At 73.6% G+C, this 25,921-nt stretch carries 16 protein-coding genes and 1 tRNA gene; 10 read left to right on the plus strand and 7 right to left on the minus strand.

The features are described from left to right. Positions 1–26: 26 nt before the first annotated feature. Both LUZ64_RS18480 and LUZ64_RS18485 read right to left on the minus strand, forming a co-directional pair. A tRNA-Gln gene (locus tag LUZ64_RS18480) sits at positions 27–98 on the minus strand. Positions 99–127: 29 nt separating this feature from the next. Beyond that, positions 128–811: a hypothetical protein gene (locus LUZ64_RS18485; RefSeq protein ID WP_095582850.1), complete on the minus strand. Its 684-nt coding sequence runs from the start codon at positions 809–811 to the stop codon at positions 128–130. A 155-nt stretch (positions 812–966) separates the two neighbouring features. Between LUZ64_RS18485 and LUZ64_RS18490 the strand changes: the two genes are divergently transcribed. Next, positions 967–2,337: a histidine kinase gene (locus LUZ64_RS18490; RefSeq protein WP_095582851.1), complete on the plus strand. Its 1,371-nt coding sequence runs from the start codon at positions 967–969 to the stop codon at positions 2,335–2,337. 194 nt (positions 2,338–2,531) lie between these two features. On the opposite strand, the gene LUZ64_RS18495 is transcribed toward LUZ64_RS18490, so the two are convergent. Both LUZ64_RS18495 and LUZ64_RS18500 read right to left on the minus strand, forming a co-directional pair. Next, entirely contained in the window at positions 2,532–3,038 is a 507-nt protein-coding gene (locus tag LUZ64_RS18495) for an SUKH-3 domain-containing protein (protein WP_095582852.1), read from the minus strand. Between the two features lie 5 nt (positions 3,039–3,043). Beyond that, on the minus strand, positions 3,044–3,574 hold the full coding sequence (locus LUZ64_RS18500) for a YwqJ-related putative deaminase (protein ID WP_095582853.1): 531 nt from the start codon (positions 3,572–3,574) through the stop codon (positions 3,044–3,046). Positions 3,575–3,949: 375 nt separating this feature from the next. Between LUZ64_RS18500 and LUZ64_RS18505 the strand changes: the two genes are divergently transcribed. The 3 genes from LUZ64_RS18505 (at position 3,950) to LUZ64_RS18515 (ending at position 8,773) form a co-directional block, all read left to right on the plus strand. After that, entirely contained in the window at positions 3,950–4,927 is a 978-nt protein-coding gene (locus tag LUZ64_RS18505; RefSeq protein ID WP_095582854.1) for an SMI1/KNR4 family protein, read from the plus strand. A gap of 7 nt (positions 4,928–4,934) precedes the next feature. Continuing rightward, complete coding sequence (locus LUZ64_RS18510; protein ID WP_232390162.1) at positions 4,935–7,670, plus strand: SUKH-4 family immunity protein; 2,736 nt, start codon at positions 4,935–4,937, stop codon at positions 7,668–7,670. Between the two features lie 197 nt (positions 7,671–7,867). After that, complete coding sequence (locus LUZ64_RS18515) at positions 7,868–8,773, plus strand: coiled-coil domain-containing protein (protein ID WP_095580593.1); 906 nt, start codon at positions 7,868–7,870, stop codon at positions 8,771–8,773. A 128-nt stretch (positions 8,774–8,901) separates the two neighbouring features. On the opposite strand, the gene LUZ64_RS18520 is transcribed toward LUZ64_RS18515, so the two are convergent. Then, positions 8,902–10,770: a lytic murein transglycosylase gene (locus LUZ64_RS18520; protein ID WP_095580595.1), complete on the minus strand. Its 1,869-nt coding sequence runs from the start codon at positions 10,768–10,770 to the stop codon at positions 8,902–8,904. A gap of 473 nt (positions 10,771–11,243) precedes the next feature. Here LUZ64_RS18520 and LUZ64_RS18525 point away from each other — a divergent pair, with 473 nt between their 5' ends. The 3 genes from LUZ64_RS18525 to mfd all read left to right on the plus strand — a co-directional run bounded on the left by LUZ64_RS18525 (position 11,244) and on the right by mfd (position 18,373). Further along, positions 11,244–12,032 carry an ABC transporter ATP-binding protein gene (locus tag LUZ64_RS18525; protein WP_095580597.1) on the plus strand — a complete coding sequence of 263 codons (789 nt, stop codon included), beginning with the start codon at positions 11,244–11,246 and terminating at the stop codon, positions 12,030–12,032. Next, positions 12,029–14,602, plus strand: a complete 2,574-nt coding sequence (locus LUZ64_RS18530) for an ABC transporter permease (RefSeq protein WP_095580599.1) — start codon at positions 12,029–12,031, stop codon at positions 14,600–14,602. Before LUZ64_RS18525 ends, LUZ64_RS18530 begins: the two co-directional genes overlap by 4 nt. A 237-nt stretch (positions 14,603–14,839) precedes the next feature. Next, complete coding sequence (gene mfd / locus LUZ64_RS18535) at positions 14,840–18,373, plus strand: transcription-repair coupling factor (RefSeq protein ID WP_095580601.1); 3,534 nt, start codon at positions 14,840–14,842, stop codon at positions 18,371–18,373. A gap of 164 nt (positions 18,374–18,537) precedes the next feature. Here the strand turns inward: mfd and LUZ64_RS18540 are convergent, their stop codons facing one another. Then, on the minus strand, positions 18,538–20,004 hold the full coding sequence (locus tag LUZ64_RS18540; protein ID WP_095580603.1) for a DUF2079 domain-containing protein: 1,467 nt from the start codon (positions 20,002–20,004) through the stop codon (positions 18,538–18,540). A gap of 173 nt (positions 20,005–20,177) precedes the next feature. Beyond that, positions 20,178–20,924, minus strand: a complete 747-nt coding sequence (locus tag LUZ64_RS18545; RefSeq protein WP_095580605.1) for an Rv1352/Rv1906c domain-containing protein — start codon at positions 20,922–20,924, stop codon at positions 20,178–20,180. Positions 20,925–21,120: 196 nt separating this feature from the next. Here LUZ64_RS18545 and LUZ64_RS18550 point away from each other — a divergent pair, with 196 nt between their 5' ends. From LUZ64_RS18550 to LUZ64_RS18560, 3 genes are all read left to right on the plus strand, one after another. Continuing rightward, positions 21,121–23,229, plus strand: a complete 2,109-nt coding sequence (locus LUZ64_RS18550; protein ID WP_095580607.1) for an N-6 DNA methylase — start codon at positions 21,121–21,123, stop codon at positions 23,227–23,229. A gap of 88 nt (positions 23,230–23,317) precedes the next feature. Continuing rightward, entirely contained in the window at positions 23,318–24,256 is a 939-nt protein-coding gene (locus tag LUZ64_RS18555; RefSeq protein WP_232390161.1) for a hypothetical protein, read from the plus strand. Further along, the gene (locus tag LUZ64_RS18560; protein ID WP_095578370.1) at positions 24,253–25,815 is read left to right on the plus strand and encodes a serine/threonine-protein kinase; all 1,563 of its coding nucleotides are present in this window, start codon (positions 24,253–24,255) and stop codon (positions 25,813–25,815) included. Before LUZ64_RS18555 ends, LUZ64_RS18560 begins: the two co-directional genes overlap by 4 nt. Positions 25,816–25,921: the final 106 nt, after the last annotated feature.

The following is a 25,921-nucleotide window of genomic DNA, read 5'->3' on the forward strand; positions in this document are numbered from 1 at the left end:
CAGGACCCGAGGATTCGAACTTTGAGCTCCCCCACCAGGACTCGAACCTGGAATAACTCATCCAAAGTGAGCAGTGTTGCCGATTACACCATGGGGGATGGCAAGCCACCCTAAAAGGGGCATTTCGCTAAGCGGTCCGCTTGGCACCCAACACTATGCCGCACCACCAGCCTTCGATGCGACGGTATAGGTCGGCGCCGCCCAGGACGCGCACCACGAGGCAGCCCCGGTAGTTCTCGCCGACGTTTTTGCGGACGGTCTTGGGGTTGTGCTTCTTGAGGGTCGTCCTGTCGAGGCTGGTGGCCTCGACGCCGACCCGCTCCGCCCAGAACCGCTCCGCTCCTGCCACGTCGGCGGACTCGTGAATCATCACGCGGAACCGCAGGCGCTCCGGCTCGACGCCCAGCAGTCCGAGCCACGCGAGGTAGACATCGATCATGCTGGGGTCGCTGTTGATGAAGATGACCACTTCCTGGGGGCGGTGAGCCTTGCTCTTGGAGCCCTCGGACCAGTAGAGACCGACTCCGAGCAGGAACAGTTCGCGGTCGGTGAGTTCGCCGATCTCGTTCGTCGCGGCGGTCTTCGTCGCCTGGCGCTCCAGGTCCCGGGCCTTGCGGTACGGCGCCCAGCGGGCCTCCGCCATCGCGCGGCAGTGCTCGCGCGCTCGTGGCGCGGGCGTCGGCAAGTCCCTCACCCACAGTGACACCGAACTCTTCGCCACCCCCAGCTCCGCGACGATCTCGTTGTACGTCTTCCCTGCCAGTCGTAGCTCCCGGGCGCGAGCCCGGAGCTCTGTCTTCGCTTGGACCATGCGTCCATGCTCGTGGCGCACGGACGCATGTATGACGAAAAACGAATCGATTCAATAGTTCGAGGGAAAGTGGTGCCTTTCACCCCCAATCGCACGCGTCCCGTGCTGCCGCACGTACAGGAAAACCGGTGGCGACCGCCCGTAGTCTGGGTGGTATGACCACAACGGGGGCAATCGCGGAAGTGGGCGCGCGGGGCGCGCCCGAAGGGCCGTGGTGGTGGGCGCGGCGGCGGAGTCTGGTGCTGGATGTCGTGCTGGGACTGCTGTCGGCGTTGGAGTGCGCGGCCGAGGGGGTCGGGTTCGCGCATCAGGTCGGGGCGCCGGGGGCGCTGGGGCTGGTGCTGGGGGTGCCGATCGGGGCGTCGCTGGTGCTGCGGAGGCGGTGGCCGATAGCCGTCGTGCTGGTGGCGATCGCGATCACGCCGGCCGAGATGGGGCTGCTGCTGGGGATCGTGGGGCTGTACACGCTGGCCGCGTCCGATGTGCCGCGGCGGCTGACGGTGGTGCTGGCGGGGGCGTCCGTCGTGGGGACGTTCATCGTGGTGTTCGTCCGGTTCGACCAGGATCTGGCGGAGGACGGTTACCGGCCCGGCACCTGGCTGGTGACGTTCTTCGCCGTGCTGATGTCGCTGGGCGTGTCCGCTCCGCCGGTGCTGACGGGTCTGTACGTGGGGGCGCGGCGCCGGCTCGTGGAGAGTCTGCGGGAGCGGGCGGACGGGCTGGAGCGGGAGCTGTCGCTGCTGGCGGAGCGGGCCGAGGAGCGGGCCGTCTGGGCGCGGAACGAGGAGCGGACCCGGATCGCGCGGGAGATGCACGACGTGGTGGCGCACCGGGTGTCGCTGATGGTCGTGCACGCGGCGGCGCTCCAGGCGGTGGCGCTGAAGGATCCGGAGAAGGCGTCGAAGAACGCGGGGCTGGTCGGGGACATGGGGCGGCAGGCGCTGACGGAGCTGCGCGAGATGCTCGGTGTGCTGCGGACGTCCTCCGGCGAGGCGCTGGTGGGTCCGTCGGCCGCGGCGGGTCCGCGGCGGTTGGCGGAGGTGGCGGCCGCGGCGTCGGCGCGGGTGTCGGTGGCCGGTGCCGGTGGGGTGCCGGTGGGTGATGACGGCCGGATGGGTGACGGTCCGTGCCTGGACGGTCTGGAGGACCTGGTCGGGCAGTCGCGTGCGGCGGGGATGGTCGTCGAGCTGTGTGTGGAGGGTGAGGAGCGGCGGTACGGGGCGCGGGTGGAGCGGACCGCGTACCGGGTGGTGCAGGAGGCGCTGACGAACGTGCACAAGCACGCGCCGGGCGCGAAGGCGATAGTCCGGCTGGCGCACCGTGAGGGTGAGGTGGCGCTTCAGGTGGAGAACGGCCCGTCGGAAGGCGGGGCGGCGGACGCCGGGTTGCCGAGTGGTGGCAACGGTCTGGTGGGGATGCGGGAGCGGGTCTCGGCGCTGGGCGGGGTCTTTGTGTCGGGGGCCACGGACGCGGGGGGCTTCCGGGTCTCGGCGGTGATTCCCGAGGGTGGTGGCGTGCGCGCCTGACGTGCCGCCCGCGGAGGGATCCGGCGCGGGGTGCGTGTGGTGCCGGTTTAACGACGGGGCGGGTGGTCCGGTTCGGGCTCCAGGGGGCCGGTTGGTGATTCGACCGGTTTTCGCCCTGGTTTTGGCTGGTTCTCGCCCTTGGTAGGCGCCCTTGTGGGTGGCTCCGGAGGAGGTGCGTACGGGCGTCGCGTGTCCTACGCGCGCGGCCCCGCCGAGAGGCGTGAGGGGCGGATGCCGGTGACGAGGGCGCCGATGGCGCGGTCGATGTCGGAGCCGAGGTACCAGTCGCCGGTGTGGTCGAGGCTGTAGACGCGGCCGTGGGCGTCGATGGTGAGCAGTGCCTGTCCGTCGGCTTCCTGGCCGAGGGGGCAGACGTCGGTGCCGAGGGCGCGGCCCAGGTCGGCGACGGTGCGGGCGAGGTGCAGGCCGTGGAGGGGGTCGATCCGGAAGGGGGTCGGGGCGATGTGCCGGCCGGGTCCGGAGGCGGCGATGTGGAGGCCGCCGAACTCGGCCCACGCCTCGACGGCGGCGGGGAAGACGGTGTGCCGGTGGCCGGCCGGGGAGGTGTGGGCGCGCAGGGCGTCGGCCCAGTGTTCGGCGGCCTTGATGTCCCAGCGGCCCGGCTGCCAGCCGGCCTCGCGGAGGGCGGCGTCGACGGCGACGGGGAAGCGGGTGGCGGCGGTGCGGTCGAAGGCGCGCATGCGGGTCAGCCCTTGCCGTTGTTCGGGGCGGCGGGGTCGACGGCCCGGACGCCGAAGTGGGTGAGGAGTGCCGTACAGGAGCGGCAGGGGGGCGCGTAACCGCCGTGGCGCGGGTCGCCGTCCTCGCGGATGTGGCGGGCGGTGAGCTTGGCGTGCTTGAGGGCGCGCCGGGCCTCGCCGTGGGTGAGGGGTTTGCGGGAGGCGCGTTTGCTGCGGCCGCCTTCGAAGGCGGTGAGGTAGCGGGTGAGGAGGAGCGCCTCGGGGCAGCGGCCGGTGAAGCGTTCGCGGCGGTCGCTGGTGAGGGTGTCGAGGAAGTCCTGGACGAGGGGGTGGAGCGCGGGGGGTTGTTCCGCCTTGCCGCCGGTGCAGGTCAGGGTCTCGCCGCGGACGGAGAGCGCGGCGGCGACGGCGGGCAGGATGCCGTCGCGGCGGTGGAGCAGGGCGGGTGGACGGTCGGCGTCCTCGGTGGCGCTCCAGCTGAGCCGGGGGTCGCCGGGTGAGGTGCCGTCCGTCTGGCGGTCCTGTGTCGTGTGCATGGTGGTTCTTCCCTCCCGTGCAATCCCCCTGTTGCGGGGATCAGCCTGCCAAATGGGGTGGCGGGTGTGGAAGTCAGGTCGGGGTTGGGTGAGTGCCGTGTGGTGTTCATGTGTCGGGTGATCACTGTGGGGCATCGCGTGGTGACCGTGGCACCACGGGCGTGGCGGGCTTGTCGAGTGCGCCCGCAAACGGGGCGCGGAGCGCGTCGTCCTCCTTGCGGCACCGCATAGGCTGTGCCGCACCAGGAGTGTTCTCGGCCATGGGGACACCGACGGGCCGGGCCGCCCCGTGGCGCGGCCGGGGTCTGGTGGCCCGCGGCGTCCGCCGCACCTGTCCGGGCCGTCAGGGGACACAGTCAGCAGGGGGCATCCGCCATGACGACAGGTCGGCTCGGGCAGCAGGCCGCGCCACCGAACACGGCCTATGCCGGGCAGGTCGTGCACTTCCCGGATCCGGTGAGGGCCGGCCGCTACCCCAAGGGCGTGCGGGTGGACGACGACGGCTTTCCGGACTTCTCGCCCTACGCGCGGGCCGCGGCGGAGATCGCCGAGCCGCCGGAGGGCTTCGGTGTCGACGAGCTGCGGCTGACCGACTACGTGTCGGCGAACGCGGCCCTGCACGCGGAGGGCCACGAGCTGTGGGCGAGCATGCCGCTGGTGGCGACGCCGCACGGCTGGACCTGGCACCACGTGGCGGGCACGCGCCGGCTGGAGCTGGTCCCGGCCGAGGTGAAGGCGCTGCTGCGGCACCACGGCGGGCTGGCGACGGCCGCCGTGGACCAGGACAAGCGCGGCACCCGGCCGCTCCAGGAGACCCGGCCGGTGCACTTCGCGCTGCCGCACCGGGACCTGGCGGTGACGGAGGAGCAGGTGCAGGGCGTCGAGGAGGACCTCGGCTACCGGCTGCCGGGCGCCTACCGCGCGTTCCTGAAGGCCGCGGGCGGCTGCGCCCCGGTGGGCGCGGCGCTGGACGCCGAGCTGGGCCTGCTGGTGGACCAGCCGTTCTTCACGGTGCGGGACGAGGCGGCGGTCAACGACCTCGTGTACGTGAACAAGTGTCTGCGTGACCACTTCACCAAGGACTATCTGGGCGTGGCCTTCGTGCAGGGCGGCGTCCTCGCGGTGAAGGTGAAGGGCGAGGCGATCGGTTCGGTGTGGTTCTGCCCGTACGACGACGCCCGGGACCGGGACGGATGGACGGTGCACGAGCGGGTGGAGCGGCTGTTGCTGCCGTGCGGTGAGGACTTCGACGCGTTTCTGTCGCGGCTGGCCGGTGGGCCGCCGGAGCTGGAGACCGTCGCGAACCTGATGGTCGACGGTGGCTTCGCGTACGCCGTCCCGGTGGAGGGGTGAGCGCGGGATGGTGACGTTCGCGCAGGCGCAGGAGCGCGCGGAGCGGTGGGTCAACGGTGACGTCCCGGCGTACCAGCACCGGGAGGTGCGGGTACGGGAGTTCGACCTGGGCTTCGTGGTCTGGGCGGAGGACCGGGAGGACGGGCCGACGTCGGACGGCGGGAACGCCCGTCTGGTGATCGCCCGGGACAGCGGGGAGACGACGCTGTGGCCGGGGCTTCCGGTCGGTGAGGTGATCCGGCGGTACGAGGAGGAGTACGGAGTCGTGGAGGAGCCCGCGCCGGTGGCGGACGAACCGCCGAAGCGGCTGGACCTGGAGGCGACGTCGTTCCTGCTGAGTCCGCCTCAGTGGTTGCAGGACGCGGCGGACGCGATCGGGATCCCCGACCGGCGTCCGGGGGCTTCGGGTACGTCCGGGGCCGCGGCGACTTCGGGTGCTTCCGGGTTTTCCGGAGGTCCCGGGGCTTCCGGGGCTTCTGGGGCTTCCGGAGCTTCTGGGGCGACGCCCGCCGGGGGTACGGCCGCTCCGGTTCCGGCTCCCGCTCCGGTGCCCTCCGCCGAGGTGCGGGGCGAGGACGCGTCGGCCGGGCCCACCGGTCCGGCAGGCTCCCTCGCGGTGTCCACCGCTGCCTCGGGCACGGGTGACACGGCCTCGGGGCCGGGCACGGACGCCTCGGCGACCGGCCCGGTGGCGAGCCCCTGGGCGGACCCGCAGGCCGGTTCCCCGGCCGGTCCGTCCGGTGCGGGGGACGGCACCGCGGAGCCCCTCGGCGCGGTCTCGTGGGCCGACGCGGACACCAACGTGGCCGACGACGACGCCGATCGTTCCGTGGGCCTGCCCGCCACGGTGCTGGCGCCCGCGCTGTCGGGTACGGACGACGAGGACGACGCGCCCGCGCCGAGCGTCCGGCCGGACGCCAAGACGGCGCTGATGGCCGCGGGCAGCGCGCTGCCGCCGACAGCGATCGCGCCGGCCATCGACGACCCGACGGGCCGCCTCGCCCCGCCCGCTCCGGCCGGTGCTCCCGGTGCCGGTGCCCCGGGCGCACCCGTGCCGCCCGGTGCTCCCGGTGGCCCCGGGCAGGCCGTCGGCGCCCCGGCCGCGCCCGGCGCTCCGGGAGCCGGGGCTCCGGTTCCGCCCGGTCCGCCCGGCGCCCCGGGCCGCCCCGGCGCGGGTGCCCCCGTGCCGCCGGGCCCGCCGGGCGCCCCCGGCGCTCCCGGGCAGCCTCCGCGGCCCGCGGGCGGCACCCCGCCGCCCGGTGGCGCGCACTACGCCGCCACGATGCTCGCGGACCCCAACGCCCCGGGCGCGCCCGCCGCTCCGGCTCCTCCGACGGGCCCCGCGGCCCCTGGTCAGCCGCCGCAGGCGCCCGGCGCGCCCGCCGCCCCGAACCCGCCGGCCGGTGGTGTGCACTACGCGGCGACGATGCTCGCGGACCCCGGCGCCCTCGGTGCCCCGGGCGCTCCGGGGCAGCCGCCGCACGCGCCGGGAGCCCCGCACGCGCCCGGCGCCCCGGGTGCCCCCGGCGCGCCGGGCCGGCCCGCCACGGGCGGTTCCGTGCCTCCGGGCGCCCCTGGTGGCCCGCAGGGGCCCGGAGGGGTGCACGCCGCGGCGACGATGCTCGCCGGTCCCGGTGCCCCCGGGGCCCCGACGCCGCCGGGCGCACCCGGCGCGCCGGCGGCTCCGCACGCCCCCGCCGCTCCCGTGCCGCCCGGTGCGCCCGGCGCGTACGGCTATCCGCAAGCCCCCTCCGGGCTGCCGACGGTCGGGCCCGGCTATATGGCCGTGCTGCGCTACCGCGCCCCCGACGGTTCGGAGCAGCAGCTGATCCGGCGCAGCGCGCCGGGCACGCCGCACCCGGAGTGGCAGATCCTGCACGAGCTGCGGGCGATGAACGTACCGCCGCAGCAGGTGCTGGAGCTGCACACGGAGCTGGAGTCGTGCGATCTGCCGGGCGGTTACTGCGCCCGCATGGTGCGGGAGACCTGGCCGCAGGTGCGGGTGAGCCACACGGCCGCGTACGGGCGGGACCACGCGACCCGGCAGCAGGGCGTGCGGCACCTGGTGGAGCACCAGGGCGAGCTGCACCAGGTGGCGGACGGCCCGGCCCGTCCGGCGCCGAACCGGGTGCCGCTGCCGCATCCGCAGCAGGTGCGGCAGGTGCCTCCGGTGGGTCCGGAGGGTGTCGCGCGGGAGCTGGCGGAGTCGTTCGGTCCGCAGGGTGTCTTCCGGTTCGACCAGCGCGCGGTGTCGCGGCAGGGAGTGCCGGACGTCGTGGCGCAGACGCTCGTGTGGGCGGGGCTGCCGGTGGACTTCGGTCCGTTCTTCTGGGGTCAGGCGCAGCCCGGCCGGCCGGTGCCGACGCTGGGCGAGCTGGCGGCGGAGCGCGGTGTGCGGGCGGCCCCGGACGCGGGTTCGTATCTGGTGATGGGCAGCGACTACGGGCGGCAGCTGTGCGTGCAGTACGGCACGGCGCACATCGTGGCGGTTCCGATGGAGGCGGGGCCGGACGGCGGGCCGGTGCCACCGCAGTTCGTCAACACGAGCCTTCCTCAGTTCGTACGCTCTTTGGCTCTGCTCGGGAAGATGTGGCGGTGGCGCTACGGGCTGACGCCGGAGCAGGCCGGGCGCTGGACCGTGGACTTCCAGGAGCAGTTGCTGGCGCTGGACCCGGCGGCGCTGTCGTCTCCGGAGAACTGGTGGGCCCTGCTGGTCGAGCAGATGTGGGACGGTCTCTTCTAGGGGGCCGACCGGCGTGTTGAGGGCGCAGGGCGTTCGACCCTTGATGAGGGGGTCGGACGCCCTGCTGTCGTCGGTCGGCGCATCCTTGACAGAGGAAGCGGGCGGAGTGTCGTGTTTCGGGCAGTTCCGTCGTCCAGGAATGATGTGCGCCGGACCGCGTCACATACCGGATATCCGGGATAAAAGGGGCTTCAAGGATGAGTGCATCGGTATCTCCTGACGGTTTCTCCGTGGTACGGGGCCGTGGTTACCGTCCTGATCAGGTGGAGCGCGCCCTCGCCGAGCACGCGCGCCGACGGGACGACGCGTGGGAGCGCGCCGCCCGGCTGACCGTGCTGGCGCGTGAGATGGAGGACGAGGTCGCGCGCCTCGCGCAGGTCGTGGCCCAGCTCCCGCCGCAGACCTACGAGCAGCTCGGGCACCGGGCCCAGGGCCTGCTGTTCACGGCGCAGGCCGAGGCGGCGGGGCTGCGGGAGCGCGCGGAGGCGGCGTCCGTCGAGCTGATGGACGCGGCGGAGGGCCACGCGCGCGCGGTGCGGGACGCCGCGCACGAGCACGCGGTGGCCGTGCGCGCGGAGGCGGAGGAGTGGTCGCGCCGGGCCCTGGAGGCGGCCGAGGCCGTCGCCGACGACGTGGGCGCCGTGGCGCGCCGTGAGGTGAAGGAGCGCCGCGAGGAGGCCCTCGCGGCGCTGAAGGAGATGCGGCAGCGCACGGCGGCCGTCCTCGCGGACCAGGAGAAGGGCCACGCGGAGCGCTGGGAGACGGCGGGCCGCGAGATCGCCGAGCGCGAGGCGGCGCTGGACGTGCGGATCGCCGCGATGGAGGAGTACGCGCGGAACGCGCTGGCCGAGGCGCAGCGGCGCTACGCGGAGGCCGAGGAGGCCGCGCGGCACGGCCAGGAGGACGCGGAGGCGCAGGCCGCGGCGCTGATCTCGCACGCGCGGGTGCGGGAGGAGCGGGTGGCCCGGGACACGGAGCGGGTGCTCCGGGAGCACGACGAGCGGCGGGAGGAGCTGCGGGCGCACATGGCGCACGTGCGGCACAGCCTCGCGGCGCTGACGGGGAAGCCGGTCGCGGAGGACCTGGGCGCGGGGGAGCTGTGACGGTTCCCGGCGGCGGCGCCGCGCGGGTTCCCCGATCGCCGGACGGCGGCTGAGGCCGTCCGTCCGGCGACCGGGGGCCGGGGCTTCGGCTGTGACGTGGTGCCCCCCGGCTGTGATGCGGCGCCAGGCTAGGACGCGGCGCCCGCCTTCTTCGCCGGTGTGCCCGACGGGGCCGACTGGGTCGGGGCCGGCGCGGACGGCGTACCGCCCGCCTTACCGTCCTTCTCCGGCTCCTTCTCCGTTTCCTGCTCGACGTTCAGGTGGACCACCAGGACCGTTCCGTCGGGCGTCGTCACCTTTAGCGCGTACGCCCCCGTGTTCTTGTCCGTGAACAGCTCGGGCAGGAGAAGCCGCCCGTCCTTGCCGGTCCGGCCGAGTTCGAGCGTGCGGGTGGGCTTCCCCCGGTCGTCCTTGAAGTACGGGCCCGAGGTCACCTCCGTCTTGCCGTCGGAGGTGGTCACCGTGGCGGTCAGGCGCAGGTGGTCGACGGCCGTGCCGTCCTTCTTGAGGGCGACGACCGTCAGGCGCTTGGCGAAGGAGCCGTTCGGGGTGGCCCTGAACTTCTCGTTGCCGACCTGGGTGAGGGTGTCGGCGTGCGGGGTCACGACCGTGGCGTAGAAGTCGACGGCCTTGACGCCCCGGACGTCGGTCGTGGCCCGCACGGTGAACGGGCCGGACCGGTCGCCCGCCGTGATCTGCCGTGCGGAGGCGACGCCGTCCTTGCCCGTGGGGACCGTGACCTTGATGACCTTGGGGCCGTTCGGGAAGTGGGCGTCGGTGTCGCCGATGATCTCGAAGGTCACCTGGGCGCCGGCGACCGGCTTGCCGGTGCGGTCCGTGGCGCGCACGCCGGCCTTCTCGTTGAAGACCGCGCCCTCGGTGGTCTGCCACCTCTCGGCGACTTCGTGGCGGTCGAGACGGGCGACGGGCGCCGGCTTCTCCGGCTTGGGCTTCTCCGGCGTCGGCTTCTCCGGGGCCGGCTTCTCCGGCTTGGGCTTTTCCGGCGTGGGCTTCTGCGGACCCGGCTTCTGCGGACCCGGCTTCTGCGGACCCGGCTTCTGCGGCGCGGGCTTGGCCGGGCCCGTGGACCCGCCGGTGGAGCCGCCCGGGGTGTTCCCCGGCTTCCGGTTCGGCGGGGTCGGCGTGGGGCGGCTGCCCGGGGCGCTGCCGGAGGGCGCGGGGCTCTGCGAGCCGCTGCCACCGGGCAGGCTCGGCAGCTCGGCGACATCGCCGGACTGGTACTTCCGCATCCAGGCGAGGACGGCGGTGACGTACTCGCGGGAGGGGTTGTAGCGCAGGATGGCCTTGTCCAGGTCCTGCGGCTTGTTCATGTCCCGGCCCTCGGCGCAGAGGTAGCGCGCGGTGCCGAGGGCGGCGTCGTAGATGTTGTTGGGGTCCTTGACCCCGTCGCCGTTGCCGTCGGAGGCGAAGCTCTCCCAGGTGGACGGGATGAACTGGGTGGGGCCGACGGCCCTGTCGTACTCGGCGTCGTCGTCGTAGCGGCCGCCGTCGGTGTCCCGGACCGTGGCGAACTGCCCGCCCGTCAGCCGGGGGCCGAGGATCTTCCGGTCGCTGCGCCCGTCGGGCAGCAGCTGTCTGCCCTCCATCGTGCCGTGGTGCGACTCGACCTTGCCGATGCCGGCGATGAGCTCCCAGGGGATGTGGCAGTCCGGCCGGTCGGTCCGCATGGCCTGGGCCGCCTTCCGGTAGGCGTCCAGGGCCGTCGCGGGGATGCCCGTGGCGGCGTCGCCCCCGTCGACCCGCTGGTCCGGCGGGGGCAGCGGGCCCGGGGAGCGGGGCTTGAGGTCCGGCAGCGTGAGGTTCGGCGTGCCGTGCGGCAGGCCCTGGGGGTTGTCGGGGCCGGGCTTGGTGTCGTCGGCGTCGGCGATGTTGTGCGGGGGGCTGACGCCGACGGCGGCGGTGAGGCTGGCGACGAGCAGGGCTGTGCACAGGCCCTGCCGGGAAACGCTGGCAGCGCGGGTACGGAGTATCTTCACAGGCTGCTTCCTCCGGAGACCGTCGGCCGGTGCGAAGGGGGTCGCACGGTGCCCCCCTCGGCCATGAACCCGAACACTAATTCTCTCCGGCCCCAATTGTCTTGTCCGGGGAACGGCTTCACGCATTCTTCGCTCTTCGTTCCCCGCGCGGGCGCCGTCCGTGGGGGCGCGGCGCGGGCGACGGGGCGCGCGGTGGTGCGTCCGGCGCGGTCCCGGGGCGGGGCGCGGGCAACGCCACGTCCCCTAGGGGTCGTTCCCCGCAATCTCCTCCGCGCGGCTCGTCCCGGAGGAGGAGAAGGGTTCCCGGGACGCTCCTTAGCCTTCTTACGGACGGCCTGAGCGCGGGGGTGGGGTTAGCACCACCCCACATACACGGATGAGCACCATCGCGGCCGGTACCCGCATTCCCGCAGGCTGAGCACATGGCCCGGTGGCACGTACGCACCGGACGGAACAGGTAAGAGGAGACTCACGTGACTACCGCTGTATCGATTCCCAGGACCGGGGGCAGTGGAGGGCATACGGCCGTCGCGGCGAGCGCGCGTCAGGTCGTGAAGGCGTACGGATCCGGGGAGACCCGGGTCGTCGCCCTCGACCACGTGGACGTGGACATCGCCCGTGGGCAGTTCACCGCCATCATGGGCCCGTCCGGTTCCGGCAAGTCGACGCTGATGCACTGCCTGGCGGGTCTCGACACCGTCACCTCCGGGCAGATCCACATCGACGACACCGAGATAACCGGCCTCAAGGACAAGAAGCTCACCCAGCTGCGCCGGGACCGGATCGGCTTTATCTTCCAGGCGTTCAACCTGCTCCCGACGCTCAACGCGCTCGAGAACATCACGCTCCCCATGGACATCGCCGGCCGTAAGCCCGACCGGGTCTGGCTGGACCGGGTCGTGGAGACCGTCGGTCTCGCGGGGCGGCTCAAGCACCGTCCGAACCAGCTCTCCGGCGGTCAGCAGCAGCGCGTCGCCGTGGCCCGCGCCCTCGCCGCCCGGCCGGAGATCATCTTCGGTGACGAGCCGACCGGCAACCTCGACTCGCGGGCCGGCGCCGAGGTGCTGGGCTTCCTGCGGCGCTCCGTGGACGAGCTGGGCCAGACCATCGTCATGGTCACCCACGACCCGGTGGCCGCCTCGTACGCCGACCGGGTGCTGTACCTGGCCGACGGGCGGATCGTCGACGAGATGTACAGCCCGACCGCGGACGCGGTCCTGGAGCGGATGAAGCACTTCGACGCGCGCGGGCGGGTGTCGTGACCGTCCTCCGCACCTCCCTGCGCAACTTCCTCGCCCACAAGGGGCGAATGGCGCTGTCCGCCGTGGCCGTCATGCTGTCGGTGGCGTTCGTCTGCGGCACGCTCGTCTTCACCGACACGATGACGGCGACGTTCGACAAGCTGTTCGCGTCCACCGCCTCCGACGTGGGCGTCAGCCCCGAGAAGAAGGACGACGCCCAGGAGACCGGCAAGCCGGAGACGCTCCCGGCGTCGCTCCGGGAGAAGCTGGCCGCCGTCGACGGCGTCGCCAAGGTCGAGCCGCACGCCACCAGCCAGCAGATCACGGTCGCCGACAGCCGTAAGAAGAGCCTGAGCCCCACCTCCGGCGCCCCCACCGTGGGCACCAACTGGGACGACAGCCAGAAGAAGTCCGTCGAGATCACCAGCGGGCACGAGCCGCACGGCCCGGGCGAGGCCGTCCTCGACGCCGACACCGCCGACAAGCACCATGTGAAGACGGGGGACACCCTCCGGGTGATCGCCGTCCCCGGCGACTTCGACGTGAAGGTCGTCGGCATCGCCACGTACAAGACGACCAACCCCGGCGCGGCCGTCCTCTACTTCGACACCCCGACCGCGCAGGCCAAGCTGCTCGGCAGCACCCGCGCGTACAGCAGCTACGGTCTGACGGCCGCCTCCGGCGTCAGCCACGAGCGGCTCAAGGAGCGCGTCACCGCCGCCCTCGGCTCCTCCGCCGGGGACTACGCGGTGCGCACCGCCGCCGAGACCAAGGAAGAGGACAAGAAGGAGCTGGGCTCCGTCCTCGACGTCATGAAGTACGCGCTGCTGGGCTTCGCCGGCATCGCCGTCCTCGTGGGCATCTTCCTGATCGTCAACACCTTCTCCATGCTGGTGGCCCAGCGCACCCGGGAGATCGGCCTGATGCGGGCCATCGGCTCCAGCCGCCGGCAGGTCAACCGTTCGGTGCTGGTCGAGGCGCTGCTGCTCGGCGTCGTCGGTTCGGTGCTGGGCATCGGTGGCGGTGTGGCCCTCGCCGTGGGGCTGATGAAGCTCATGGGGTCCATGGGCATGAAGCTCGACACGGGCGAGCTGACCATCAAGGCCGCCACGCCGCTCACCGGTCTCGCCATCGGTGTGATCGTGACCGTCCTCGCCGCCTATCTGCCGGCCCGCCGGGCCGGGAAGATCTCCCCGATGGCCGCGCTGCGCGACGCGGGCACCCCGGCCGACAGCAAGGCCGGCAAGGTGCGGGCCGCCATCGGCCTGGTGCTGACCGCCGCGGGCGGGGCGGCACTGGCCGGTGCCGCCGGGGCGGACGACGCGAAGGCGGGCTCGGGCCTGCTGGGCCTCGGCGTGCTGCTGTCCCTCGTCGGCTTCATCGTCGTCGGGCCGCTGCTGGCCGGGTTCGTCGTCCGGGTGCTCAGCGCCGTCGTGCTGCGGGTCTTCGGTCCCGTCGGCCGGCTCGCCGAGCGGAACGCGCTGCGCAACCCGCGGCGTACGGGTGCCACGGCCTCCGCCCTGATGATCGGCCTCGCGCTGGTCGCCGCGCTGGCGGTGGTGGGTTCCTCCATGGTCGCCTCGGCCACGGAGCAGCTCGACAAGTCGGTGGGCGCGGACTTCATCATCCAGTCCGAGAACCAGCAGCCGCTGAGCCCGGCCGTGGTCAAGGCGGTCAAGTCCGCCGGCCACGTCGAGCACGTCACGGAGTACACGGTCGTCACGGCGAAGATCACCACGCCGGACGGCAAGAGCGCCACCCAGCGGCTGTCCGCGGTCAGCCCCACCTACGCCGACGACGTGCGCGCCGAGACGGTCAAGGGCAGCCTGAAGGACGCCTACGCCAAGGACGCCATGTCCGTGCCCGAGGGCTTCGCCAAGGACCACGGCATCAAGCTGGGCGACCGGCTGAAGGTCGTCATGGTCGACGGGCGGCCGGCTCAGCTCACCGTCAAGGCCGTCACCTCGGACGACACCAGCATCGACAAGGGCGCGATGTACACGGACATCGCCACCGCGCGGACCTATCTGCCCGCCGACAAGATGCCGCTGACCGGCATGGTGCTGGCCAAGGCCGCCGACGGGCAGACCAAGGAGGCGGCCACCGCGCTCAAGGCGTCCGTGGAGCAGTACCCGCAGATCAAGGTCCGTGACCAGTCCGACTACAAGAAGCTCATCAAGGACCAGGTCGGCCAGCTGCTCAACATGATCTACGGCCTGCTGGCCCTCGCGATCGTCGTCGCGGTGCTGGGCGTCGTGAACACCCTGGCCCTGTCGGTCGTCGAGCGGACCCGGGAGATCGGCCTGCTGCGGGCGATCGGCCTCTCGCGCCGCCAGATGCGCCGCATGATCCGCCTGGAGTCGGTCGTCATCGCCCTCTTCGGCGCCCTGCTCGGCCTCGGCCTCGGCATGGCGTGGGGCGCCACGGCCCAGAAGCTGCTGGCCCTCCAGGGCCTCGGCGTCCTGGACATCCCCTGGCCGACGATCGTCTCGGTCTTCCTGGGCTCGGCGGTGGTGGGCCTGCTGGCCGCGCTGGTCCCGGCGTTCCGGGCCGGCCGGATGAACGTCCTGAAGGCCATCGCCACCGACTGACCCCCGCCAGGGGTCCGTCGGACCCGGCCCGGCCCGGGCGCGCCACGGGGGTGCGCGCCCGGGCCGGGCCGTTCCCGTTCCCCGCCGTTTCCCCGCCCGGCGGCGGGGCACCCCGGGCGAATCGTTCCAGCGGTGTCCGCTGTTCCACCGTCGTAGGCTGGGGGCACCCCGGCCCGTACGTACGTGTCGGGCGATTCGCGTTGTCCCTCACGTCCAACCCGGGATCGGAAGCCCTTCATGAGCCTGCACGGTCTGCTCGACGCCGTCGTCAACGATCCGGCGCTCGCCGAAGCGGTCAAGGCCGCGGCCGACGGCAACCGCCCGCACGTCGACCTCGTCGGCCCGCCCGCCGCGCGGCCGTTCGCCGTCGCCGCCCTCGCCCGCTCCGCCGGGCGCCCCGTGCTCGCCGTGACCGCCACCGGCCGGGAGGCCGAGGACCTGGCGGCCGCGCTGCGCTCGCTGCTGCCGCCCGACGGCGTGGTGGAGTTCCCCGCCTGGGAGACGCTGCCGCACGAGCGGCTCTCCCCGCGCTCCGACACCGTCGGCCGGCGCCTCGCCGTGCTGCGCCGGCTCGCGCACCCGAGCGCGGACGACCCGGCGGCCGGTCCGGTGAGCGTGGTCGTCGCGCCCGTGCGCTCGGTGCTCCAGCCGCAGGTCAAGGGGCTCGGCGACCTGGAGCCCGTCAGCCTGCGCACGGGGGCGAGCGCCGACCTCGGGGAGGTCACGGAGGCGCTGGCCGCCGCCGCGTACGCCCGGGTCGAGCTCGTCGAGAAGCGCGGCGAGTTCGCCGTCCGCGGCGGCATCCTCGATGTGTTCCCGCCGACCGAGGAGCACCCGCTGCGGGTGGAGTTCTGGGGCGACGACGTCGAGGAGATCCGCTACTTCAAGGTCGCCGACCAGCGGTCCCTGGAGGCCGCCGAGCACGGCCTGTGGGCGCCGCCCTGCCGTGAGCTGCTGCTGACCGACGCCGTGCGGGCGCGGGCCGCGGAGCTGGCGGAGGAGCACCCGGAGCTGGGCGAGCTGCTCGGCAAGATCGCCGAGGGCATCGCGGTGGAGGGCATGGAGTCCCTCGCCCCCGCCCTGGTGGACGACATGGAGCTGCTGCTCGACGTCCTCCCGGCCGGGGCCATGGCCGTCGTCTGCGACCCCGAGCGGGTGCGGACCCGGGCCGCGGACCTCGTCGCCACCAGCCAGGAGTTCCTCCAGGCGTCCTGGGCGGCCACGGCCGGCGGCGGCGAGGCGCCCATCGACGTCGACGCGGCCTCGCTGTGGGGCATCGCGGACGTCCGCGACCGCGCCCGCGAGCTCGGCATGATGTGGTGGTCCGTCAGTCCCTTCGCCGCCGACGAGGAGCCGGACGGCGACACCCTCAAGCTGGGCATGCACGCCCCCGAGACCTACCGCGGCGACACCGCCCGCGCCCTGGCCGACACCAAGGGCTGGCTCGCGGACGGCTGGCGGGCCGTCTTCGTCACCGAGGGGCACGGCCCCGCCGCCCGCACGGTCGAGGTCCTCTCCGGCGAGGGCATCGCCGCCCGCCTGGACGCGGACGTGGCCGAGCTGTCGCCGTCCGTCGTCCACGTCTCCTGCGCGAGCCTCGACAACGGCTTCGTCGACCCCGGTCTGAAGCTCGCGGTGCTCACCGAGACCGACCTCTCGGGGCAGAAGTCCGCCAGCAAGGACCTGGGCCGGATGCCGGTCCGCCGGCGCAAGACCATCGACCCGCTCACCCTCCAGGCGGGCGACTACATCGTCCACGAACAGCACGGCGTCGGCCGCTACATCGAGATGGTGCAGCGCACCGTCCAGGGCGCGACCCGCGAATACCTGCTGGTGGAGTACGCGCCCGCCAAGCGCGGCCAGCCGGGTGACCGGCTCTACATCCCCACCGACCAGCTGGAGCAGGTCACCAAGTACGTCGGCGGGGAGGCGCCCACGCTGCACCGCCTCGGCGGCGCGGACTGGACGAAGACGAAGGCGCGCGCGAAGAAGGCCGTCAAGGAGATCGCCGCCGACCTGATCAAGCTGTACTCGGCGCGGATGGCGGCCCCCGGCCACTCCTTCGGCGCGGACACCCCCTGGCAGCGGGAGCTGGAGGACGCCTTCCCGTACGCGGAGACGCCCGACCAGCTCACCACCATCGCCGAGGTCAAGGAGGACATGGAGAAGTCCGTCCCCATGGACCGCCTGGTCTGCGGCGACGTCGGCTACGGCAAGACGGAGATCGCGGTCCGCGCGGCGTTCAAGGCGGTGCAGGACGGCAAGCAGGTCGCCGTGCTGGTGCCCACCACGCTGCTGGTGCAGCAGCACTTCGGGACGTTCTCCGAGCGCTACTCCCAGTTCCCCGTGGTGGTGAAGGCGCTGTCGCGGTTCCAGACCGACACCGAGGCGAAGGCGGTCCTGGAGGGGCTGCGCGAGGGCTCGGTCGACATCGTCATCGGTACGCACCGGCTCTTCTCGTCCGAGACGAAGTTCAAGGATCTGGGCCTGGTCATCGTGGACGAGGAGCAGCGCTTCGGTGTGGAGCACAAGGAGCAGCTGAAGAAGCTGCGCGCCAACGTCGACGTGCTGACGATGTCCGCCACCCCGATCCCGCGCACCCTGGAGATGGCGGTGACGGGCATCCGCGAGATGTCGACGATCACCACGCCGCCGGAGGAGCGCCACCCGGTGCTCACCTTCGTGGGGCCGTACGACCAGAAGCAGATCGGCGCGGCCATCCGCCGTGAGCTGCTGCGCGAGGGCCAGGTCTTCTACATCCACAACCGGGTGGAGTCCATCGACCGGGCCGCGGCGCGGCTGCGCGAGATCGTCCCGGAGGCGCGGATCCGGACCGCGCACGGGCAGATGGGCGAGAGCGCGCTGGAGCAGGTCGTCGTCGACTTCTGGGAGAAGAAGTTCGACGTGCTGGTCTCGACGACGATCGTGGAGTCGGGCATCGACATCTCCAACGCCAACACCCTGATCGTCGAGCGCGGTGACAACTTCGGTCTGTCGCAGCTGCACCAGCTGCGCGGCCGCGTGGGCCGCAGCCGCGAGCGGGGTTACGCCTACTTCCTCTACCCGCCGGAGAAGCCGCTGACCGAGACCGCGCACGAGCGGCTGGCCACGATCGCCCAGCACACCGAGATGGGCGCGGGCATGTACGTGGCGATGAAGGACCTGGAGATCCGCGGCGCGGGCAATCTGCTCGGTGGCGAGCAGTCCGGGCACATCGCGGGCGTGGGCTTCGACCTCTATATCCGCATGGTCGGCGAGGCCGTGGCGGACTACCGGGCGTCCGTCGAGGGCGGCGAGGAGGAGGCGGAGGCTCCGCTGGAGGTGAAGATCGAGCTGCCGGTCGACGCGCATGTCCCGCACGACTACGCGCCGGGCGAGCGGCTGCGCCTCCAGGCCTACCGGGCGATCGCCTCGGCCAACAGCGAGGAGGACATCCGGGCCGTCCGGGAGGAGCTCACCGACCGGTACGGCAAGCTCCCGGAGCCGGTGGAGAACCTGCTGCTCGTCGCGGGCCTCCGGATGCTCGCGCGGGCGTGCGGCGTCGCCGACATCACCCTCCAGGGGGCGAACGTCCGCTTCGGCCCCGTCGAGCTGAGGGAGTCCCAGGAGCTGCGTCTCAAGCGGCTCTACCCCCGTACGGTCATGAAGCCGGCCACCCAGCAGATCCTCGTGCCGAGGCCGGCCACCCGCCCGATCGGCGGGAAGCCGCTGGTGGGCCGGGAGCTGCTGGCGTGGACGGGGGAGTTCCTGACGACGATCCTGGGGTCGTGACGGCCCGGCGGTAGCCGGGGGAGTCCACGGCCGGGGTGCGGGCCGGGGCCGCGGGCACGCGGGCCCGGGGGTGTGAGCCTCCGGGCGCGGGACGGGTCAGGCCGGGACGGATCGGGTCTGCTCGGGTCGGGACGGGCCGGGTCGGCTTGGGGCGGGACTCTCCGTCAGGGGGTGCCCGCCGCGACCCGCCGCAGCACCGTGTACCCGCCCTCGCTGCCCAGCACCGTGTACTCCGTACCGGGATGCAGCCGGCGGACGTCCTCCACGACGTCCGCCGCCCCCTTGCCGTCGGGCGTCCGCATCGCCACGTACTCCGGTATCAGCCCCCGGGTGTCCCCGATCCACAGCACCCGGCAGCGCCCCGCCAGCCGGCTTATGGGCCCGACGTCGGACTCGACGGTGGCGTCGTCGGGGATGCGGTCGAGCAGCCGCTCGGCGGCACGGACGCTCGCGGGGACCCGGTAGGTGTCGGGCTCGGTCAGGCCGTAGAGCGGGAGCGACGCGGTCAGGGCCAGGGCCGCCGCGAGCACGGCGCCGGGCAGGTGGTCCGCGTAGGAGCGCAGCCAGGGGCGGCGGCTCTCGCGGGCCCGGGTGAGGGCGTCGATGAGGGCGATGAAGACGACGGGCATGAGCACGGCGCTGTAGTGCCAGTCGGTGCCCCAGTAGTGGTCGTCGTGGGAGGCGAACCGCCAGCCGAGGGTGGGCAGCGCGACGATCAGCAGCGGGGAGCGCAGGGCGAGGAGCCCGGTGGTGGGCAGCAGCAGCCAGAGCAGCGTGCGGATCGCGGTGTCGGCGGGGATGGTCGGGGCGGGTCCGTCGCCGGCGCCGAGCTTGGTCCAGTAGTCGTAGGAGCCGTCGTTGTTGAAGCCGGGGATGATCACGCCGAACGCGAGGGCGGCGAAGGCGAGCCCGAAGGAGACGAGCCCGATGGCGAGCGCGGCGGTGTGCGGCTCGCGCCGGGTGCCGCGCAGGCGTATCAGAACGACCACGCCGATCGCGGCCACAGTGATCCCGAGGTCCTCCTTGACGAGGACGAGCGGCAGGGCCCAGGCCATCGCGGCCCGCCAGCGCCGCCGGACCACCGCCTCCAGGGAGAAGGCGAGCAGCGGCATCGCGAAGGCGATCTCGTGGAAGTCGAAGTCGACGGCGCGCTGGACGCCCCAGGACAGGCCGTAGGCGAGGCCGACGGCCAGGCCGCGCTTGCGGCCGAGCAGCCCGGCGGCGAGCCGGGTGACGGGCACGGCGGACAGGGCGAAGAGGGCGGCCTGGGCGACGAGCAGGACGACCGGGCCCGGGAAGAGCCGGTAGAGCGGGGCGAGGAGCGCCGTGACCGGGCTGAAGTGGTCGCCGAGGATGTTGGTGCCCGGGCCCTTGAGGTCGGCCACCGGTGCCTGGAGGTGGGCGTAGCCCCGTATGGCCTGCTCGAAGATCCCCAGGTCCCAGGACATGGTGAGCATCCGGCGGTGCCGGCAGACCGACAGTGTGGTGAAGAGGACGAAGAGGGCGCCCGCCACCCAGTAGGGATCGAGCCGTGGTGCGCGCAGGCGGGCGGCGCGGGGCCGGTCCCCGGGCGCCGCCTCGGCCGCGCGCCGGTCCGGTGCCGGAGCGGTGGCGGCTGCGGCCGGTTCCATGGGGAGTCCTTTTCTCTGGGGCTGCGGGGGACGCGTGGGGCGACCGCCCGGGAGGACGGGACGACTGTCGGAAAAGATACGCGGCGCCCCTGGGTGTCCGGCCCCCTTCAGGAGACGGGCCGTCGCCCGGACCGGTTCGGTCTGGTCCGGACCGCCTCGGCCCCCGGGGCGGATCAGCCCGCCTTCTTCCAGTCCGCGCAGCCGTTGGTCTTGAAGTACCCGTCCTGGGGGGAAAGCGTCACGATGCCGCTGCCGGTGACGTTCTCGTTGGCCTCGATGGAGTCCATCTCGTGGAGGGCGTCCTTGTCGCGCTCCCAGTAGCACCCCGATTTGTTGCCCTCGGCCTTGTAGGTACCCGGGGCTATGTCGACACCCACGCGGTACATGCCGTTGCCGGACACCTGGGTCTGCGGGGCCGCCCCCGTCTTGTCCTCCGCGACGCGGTGCCAGCCCTTGCAGCCGCGCGTCTTGAAGATCTTGTCGTCCGCCTTGACCGTCACATAGCTGGACCCCTGCGCGTTGTCATTGGCGAGGATCGAGTCGAGGCCGCCGCTGGAGTCCTTGGCGCGCTCCCAGTAACACCCCAGCTTGTTGCCGGTGGAGCGGTACGTGCCCGGCTTGATGTCCGAACCGACCTGGAACGTGCCGTTCCCGGAGATGTCCGCCTTCTTCTTGGCCTTGCCGTCCTTGCCGTCCTTGCCGTCCTGGGCGCCGCCCTTGGCCGTGTCCTTCTCCGCGCCCTTGCCCGCGCCGCCCTGCTCCAAGGACGACGAGGCCGTGGGCTTGTCCTCGCCCTCGTCGCCGCCACCGCCGACCGCGGCGCCGATCCCGACGATCACGACGAGCGCGCCGGCCCCGGTGAGGACCTTGTGCCGCGCGAACCAGCTCCGCTGCTTGTGGGGGTTGGCGTGGTGAGACATGACTGACACCTTTCGGCGTGAGGAAAGTCGTGAACCGATGAGGCAATAACAACAGACGCTGTGAACCGAGTCAACAGGGTTCACGAGAACGAGTGAGTTCACGCCTGTGAAGGGGTCGGGTCGGCGTGCGCGGGTATGCTCGGCACCACAGCGAGACGACGCAGGCCCACGAGCGTGCGAGTGAGAGGGGAGCCCGGTGCCGGAGAGCGCAGCGGAAGTGACCGCGGCCGGGATCGCCCGGCTGGCCGGAGTGGGCCGCGCGGCCGTCAGCAATTGGCGCCGGCGCCATTCCGACTTCCCCCAGCCCATAGGGGGCACCGAGACCAGCCCGACCTTCGCCCTCGGCGACGTCGAGACCTGGCTGCGCCACCAGGGCAAGCTCGCCGAGGTGCCCCTGCGCGAGCGCGTCTGGCAGCAGCTCAGCGGCGACCCGGCCGGCGCCGCGGCCGCCCTGCGCACCGCGGGCGCGGTCCTCCTCCTCGTCCACGACCGCCCCACCACGTGGCTGGAGCTCGCCGCCCTCACCGACCTCAAGCTGGCCGAGGAGCTGCCCACGGCCCTGGAGGCCGTGCTCGCCGCCCGGCTCGGCGAGCACCACCCCGTCACCGTGCCCGGCCCCGCCGAGCTGGCCGTCTCCTCCGCCTTCCTCCGCGGCGCCGCCGAGCTCGCCGCGGGCCGGAGCGCCGCCCAGGTCTACGAATTCCTCCTCGGCCGGCACCTCGACGCCAACCCCCGGCAGTACACCCTGACCCCGGCCGGCCCCGCCGAGCTGATGGCCGCCCTCGCCCTCGGCCTCCCCCCGGGAGCCGCCCAGGACCCCGCGGACCGCCGGCGGCCGCACACCGTCCTCGACCCCGCGTGCGGCACCGGCGGCCTGCTGCACGCCGCCGTCACCACGGGCACCCCCACCCCGGCCGAGGTCCACGGCCAGGAGGCCGACCCCGAGCTCGCCGCCCTCACCGCCCTCCGCCTCGCCCTGCACGGCGACGGCCGGGTGCGGGTGCGCGCCGGCGACAGCCTGCGCGCCGACGCCTTCGCGGATTCCGCTGCCGACGCCGTGCTGTGCCACCCCCCGTTCAACGAACGCAACTGGGGCCACGATGAGCTGGCCTACGACCCGCGCTGGGAGTACGGCTTCCCCGCCCGCACCGAATCCGAGCTCGCCTGGGTGCAGCACGCCCTCGCCCGCCTGCGCCCCGGCGGCACCGCCGTCCTGCTGATGCCGCCGGCCGTCGCCTCCCGCCGCTCCGGCCGCCGGATCCGCGCCGACCTCCTGCGCCGCGGCGCCCTGCGCGCCGTGATCGCCCTGCCCGCCGGGGCCGCGCCGCCCTACGGCATCCCCCTCCACCTGTGGGTGCTGCGCCGGCCCGGCGCCCAGCAGTCGGCCGGCCCCCACGTCCTGCTCGTCGACACCGCCGGTGTCACCGGCCCCGCCCCGGCGGGCCGTGACAAGCTCCCCTGGCAGGCCGTGCGCACCGCCGCCCTCGAGGCGTGGGAGGACTTCGACCGGCACGGCACGGTCGCCGAGCGGCCCGGCCGGTGCCGCTCGCTGCCCGTCATCGACCTCCTCGACGACGACGTGGACCTCGCCCCGGCCCGGCACCTCCCGCCGCCCGCCGCCGGTGGTGGCACCGCCGAGCTCGCCGATGTGCACGACCGGCTCACCCTCGCCCTGCGCCGGGCCGGCGACCTGGCCCCGGCCCTGCCCGCCGAGCCCGCCGACCCCGCCCGCTGGCCCGCCACCACCGTCGGCGAACTCGCCCGCGCCGGAGCCCTCGTGCTGCGCGCCGGCGGCCCCGGTGCCGTCCCCGAGCCGGGTGCCGCCGCCCCGCCCGTCCTCACCGACTACGACGTCAAGGCGGGCGGCGCCCCCTCCGGCACCCTCCCCGAGGGCCCGGCCGAAGAGCCCGTCCTCGTCGAGGCCGGCGACGTCGTGGTGCCCGTCCTCGGCGACGTCACCGCCGCCCGCGTGGTCGACGAGGCCACCGCCGGGGCCGCCCTCGGCCGCGGCCTGTTCCTCCTGCGGCCCGACCCGGCCGCGCTCGACGCCTGGTTCCTCGCCGGCTTCCTGCGCGGCAGCGCCAACCAGCGCCAGGCCAGCAGCTACGCCTCCACCGCCACCCGGCTCGACGTGCGCCGGCTCCAGGTGCCCCGGCTGCCCCTGGCCGACCAGCGCCGTTACGGCACCCGGTTCCGCGAACTCGCCGCGTTCGAGGAGGCGCTGCGGCTCACCGAGCGGCTGGGCGAGCGCCTCGTCCAGGGGCTGTACGACGGACTGACCGACGGCACGGTCCGGCCGGAGTGATCTGTTACACCGTCTGATCCGTACAACTGGGGCGGTGTTGTCCGGGTCGGTAGATAGGCTCAGGCACAACCGCACTCCAGGAGCAGGAATGAACGGCCCCGGCCTCGCACCGCCGCAGAACAGCCGACCCGGCAGAACGATGGTGATCGCCACCAGGGCGGTCGTCATCGTCCTCACCGTGTGCTCGCTCGGCATCCTGTGCTGGGTGCCGATGCTGAGGCTCGCCATCGTCCGCCGGCGGGGCCAGGACTGGGCGCGGTTCTGGGGAGTGCTGGTCCTCTCCCTCTATCTCATCTCCTTCTTCCGGACGTCGCTCGCCGACACGGTCTGGCCCAATGTGGCGATCATCGTGCTGCTAGCGATGGGCGGCCTCACCCTCACCTCCTATGTCTGGGGCGACATCAAGCACCAGAAGGACCTCGCCGCCCAGCTCGTGCCCGCATTCCCGCAGGCCCCCGCCCCGGCCGGGCCGTACGACGCCTACGCGGCCCACGCCTACCCGGCCGATGCCCGGTCGTACGGGCAGCCGGGGCCGCCCCCGGCGCCGGACCTCCGGGACGCCCGCTCCGCGCACGCCGCCCAGTCCTTCGCGGAGACCCAGCCCTTCCGGGCGCCGTTCCCCGCCCAGCCGTCCCAGCCTCAGCCGCCGTCCCGGCCCCGGCCGCCCCACCTCCAGCCCCAAACCCAGCAGCCCCACCTTCAGCAGCCCCCGTCCCGGACGTCGCCCTTCCCGCCGTCCCACCCTCAGTCGCCGCACGCCCCGCAGGTGCCGCCGACCCCTTCGTACGGCTACATACCCCAGCCCCCGCCGGCCCCCGCGCCGCCCGTCTCCACGCCCCCGCCGTGGCCGGGCGCCCAGGCTCAGGCTCCCGGCCAGCCCCAGCCGCAGGCCCCGGGCCGGCACCGCCGCCCCCAGGCCGCGACGCCGTACCAGCCGCAGCGCCTCGACGAAGTGCGCGCGGAGCTGGACGAGTTGAGCGACCTCCTGCGCAGGGAACCCCGGGACCGTAGAGAGCGGGGCCTGTGAACGGCCGCGTCATCGCCGACCGCTACGAACTCGCCACGGTCATCGGCCAGGGCGGCATGGGCCAGGTGTGGACCGCCTACGACCGCCGCCTGGACCGCCGCGTCGCCGTGAAGCTGCTCCGTCCCGACCGGATGGCCGGCACCGAGGGCGCCGACGAGATGCGCCGCCGCTTCGTCCGTGAGTGCCGGGTCACCGCCCAGGTCGACCACCGCGGCCTCGTCACCGTCCATGACGCGGGCAGCGACGGCGAGGAGCTCTACCTCGTCATGCAGTACGTCGAGGGCGCCGACCTCGCCGACCACCTCGCCGAGAACGACCCCTACCCCTGGCCCTGGGCCGTCTCCGTGGCGGCGCAGCTGTGCTCCGTGCTCTCCGCGGTGCACGCCGTGCCGATCGTCCACCGCGACCTCAAGCCGCGGAACGTCATGGTCCGCCCGGACGGCTCGGTGCTCGTCCTCGACCTCGGCGTCGCCTCCGTCCTGGACACCGACACCACCCGCCTCACCCGCACCGGTTCACCCATCGGCAGCCCCGCCTATATGGCGCCGGAGCAGGCCATGGGCGGCGCGGTCGGTCCGTACACCGACCTTTACGCCCTGGGCGTGCTGCTCCATGAACTGCTCGTCGGCGAGGTGCCGTTCGCCGGCTCGACGGCGCTGGGCGTGCTCCACCGCCATCTCTACGAGCCGCCCGTCCCCGTCCGCCAGCTGCGGCCCGAGGTGCCCCGGCCCCTGGAGGAGCTCGTCCTGCGGCTGATGGCCAAGGACCCGCTGCACCGCCTCGCCGACGCCCAGGAGGCGTACCAGGCGCTCGCGCCCCTGCTACCGCTCCCCGGCACGACCACGGGCGGCGCCGCCGGACCGGCCCTGGGCCCCATGAACCCCACGCGTCCCTTCCTTCTGCCGCACGCCCCCTGGCCCGACCGGGCCGCCACCGCCGCCCAGCCCGCGCCCGTCCCCGCGACGGCGCTGCTCGGCCCGCCGCCGGAGGCGCCCAGCGGCCCCGACGTGGCGGAAGCGGTGGAAGAGGTCAAGCGCCTTCTCGACCAGGGCGGCATCACCCAGGCCGTGGACCTCCTCGGCTCGATCCTCCCCGCGGCCGCCGCCGAGCACGGCGAGCGGTCCACGGTGGTGCGCACCCTCCGCAGGCAGTACGCGGCCACGCTGATGGACGACGGCCAGTACCGGCGCGCGCTGCCCGAACTGCGCCACCTCGCCGAGGACTACGCCATGGAGAGCGGCCCGCAGGCCGCGCGCCGGGTGCTGCGCTTCCAGTACGACGCCGCGCAGTGCCTGGAGCAGCTCGGGGAGGCGGTCGCGGCGCTCGCCGAGTACCGCGCACTGCTCCCGCGCTTCGAGGGCTACCCGGACGACCCCACCACCCCCCTGGACATCCGCCGCCGCATCGGCCATCTGCTGCTGTCCCTCGGCGACCGGCAGGCCGCCCACGACACGCTCGTCGCCCTGCTCCACGACGCCGAGCGGCTGCACGGTCCGCACCACCCGCTGCCCGCCGAGATCCGGCACACCCTCCAGTGGCTCGGTCAGGTGAGGGCCTGACGGGGGCGGCGCCGACCTGCCCCGTGCCCGCTCCCCCCTCGGGGGATGCGGGCGTGTCGACGCCTGCCCCGGCGACGTTCTGACGGTCCGTCGGTACGGCCGCGCG

The organism is Streptomyces albireticuli (genome assembly GCF_021228125.1).
Taxonomy (GTDB): domain Bacteria; phylum Actinomycetota; class Actinomycetes; order Streptomycetales; family Streptomycetaceae; genus Streptomyces; species Streptomyces albireticuli.

Coding starts and splice junctions, on each gene's coding strand:
- LUZ64_RS18490 (WP_095582851.1), top strand. CDS start 967: ATGACCACAACGGGGGCAATCGCGGAAGTGGGCGCGCGGGGCGCGCCC.
- LUZ64_RS18500 (WP_095582853.1), bottom strand. CDS start 3,574: ATGCACACGACACAGGACCGCCAGACGGACGGCACCTCACCCGGCGAC.
- LUZ64_RS18495 (WP_095582852.1), bottom strand. CDS start 3,038: ATGCGCGCCTTCGACCGCACCGCCGCCACCCGCTTCCCCGTCGCCGTC.
- LUZ64_RS18540 (WP_095580603.1), bottom strand. CDS start 20,004: ATGGAACCGGCCGCAGCCGCCACCGCTCCGGCACCGGACCGGCGCGCG.
- LUZ64_RS18505 (WP_095582854.1), top strand. CDS start 3,950: ATGACGACAGGTCGGCTCGGGCAGCAGGCCGCGCCACCGAACACGGCC.
- LUZ64_RS18485 (WP_095582850.1), bottom strand. CDS start 811: ATGGTCCAAGCGAAGACAGAGCTCCGGGCTCGCGCCCGGGAGCTACGA.
- mfd (WP_095580601.1), top strand. CDS start 14,840: ATGAGCCTGCACGGTCTGCTCGACGCCGTCGTCAACGATCCGGCGCTC.
- LUZ64_RS18555 (WP_232390161.1), top strand. CDS start 23,318: ATGAACGGCCCCGGCCTCGCACCGCCGCAGAACAGCCGACCCGGCAGA.
- LUZ64_RS18510 (WP_232390162.1), top strand. CDS start 4,935: ATGGTGACGTTCGCGCAGGCGCAGGAGCGCGCGGAGCGGTGGGTCAAC.
- LUZ64_RS18545 (WP_095580605.1), bottom strand. CDS start 20,924: ATGTCTCACCACGCCAACCCCCACAAGCAGCGGAGCTGGTTCGCGCGG.
- LUZ64_RS18515 (WP_095580593.1), top strand. CDS start 7,868: ATGAGTGCATCGGTATCTCCTGACGGTTTCTCCGTGGTACGGGGCCGT.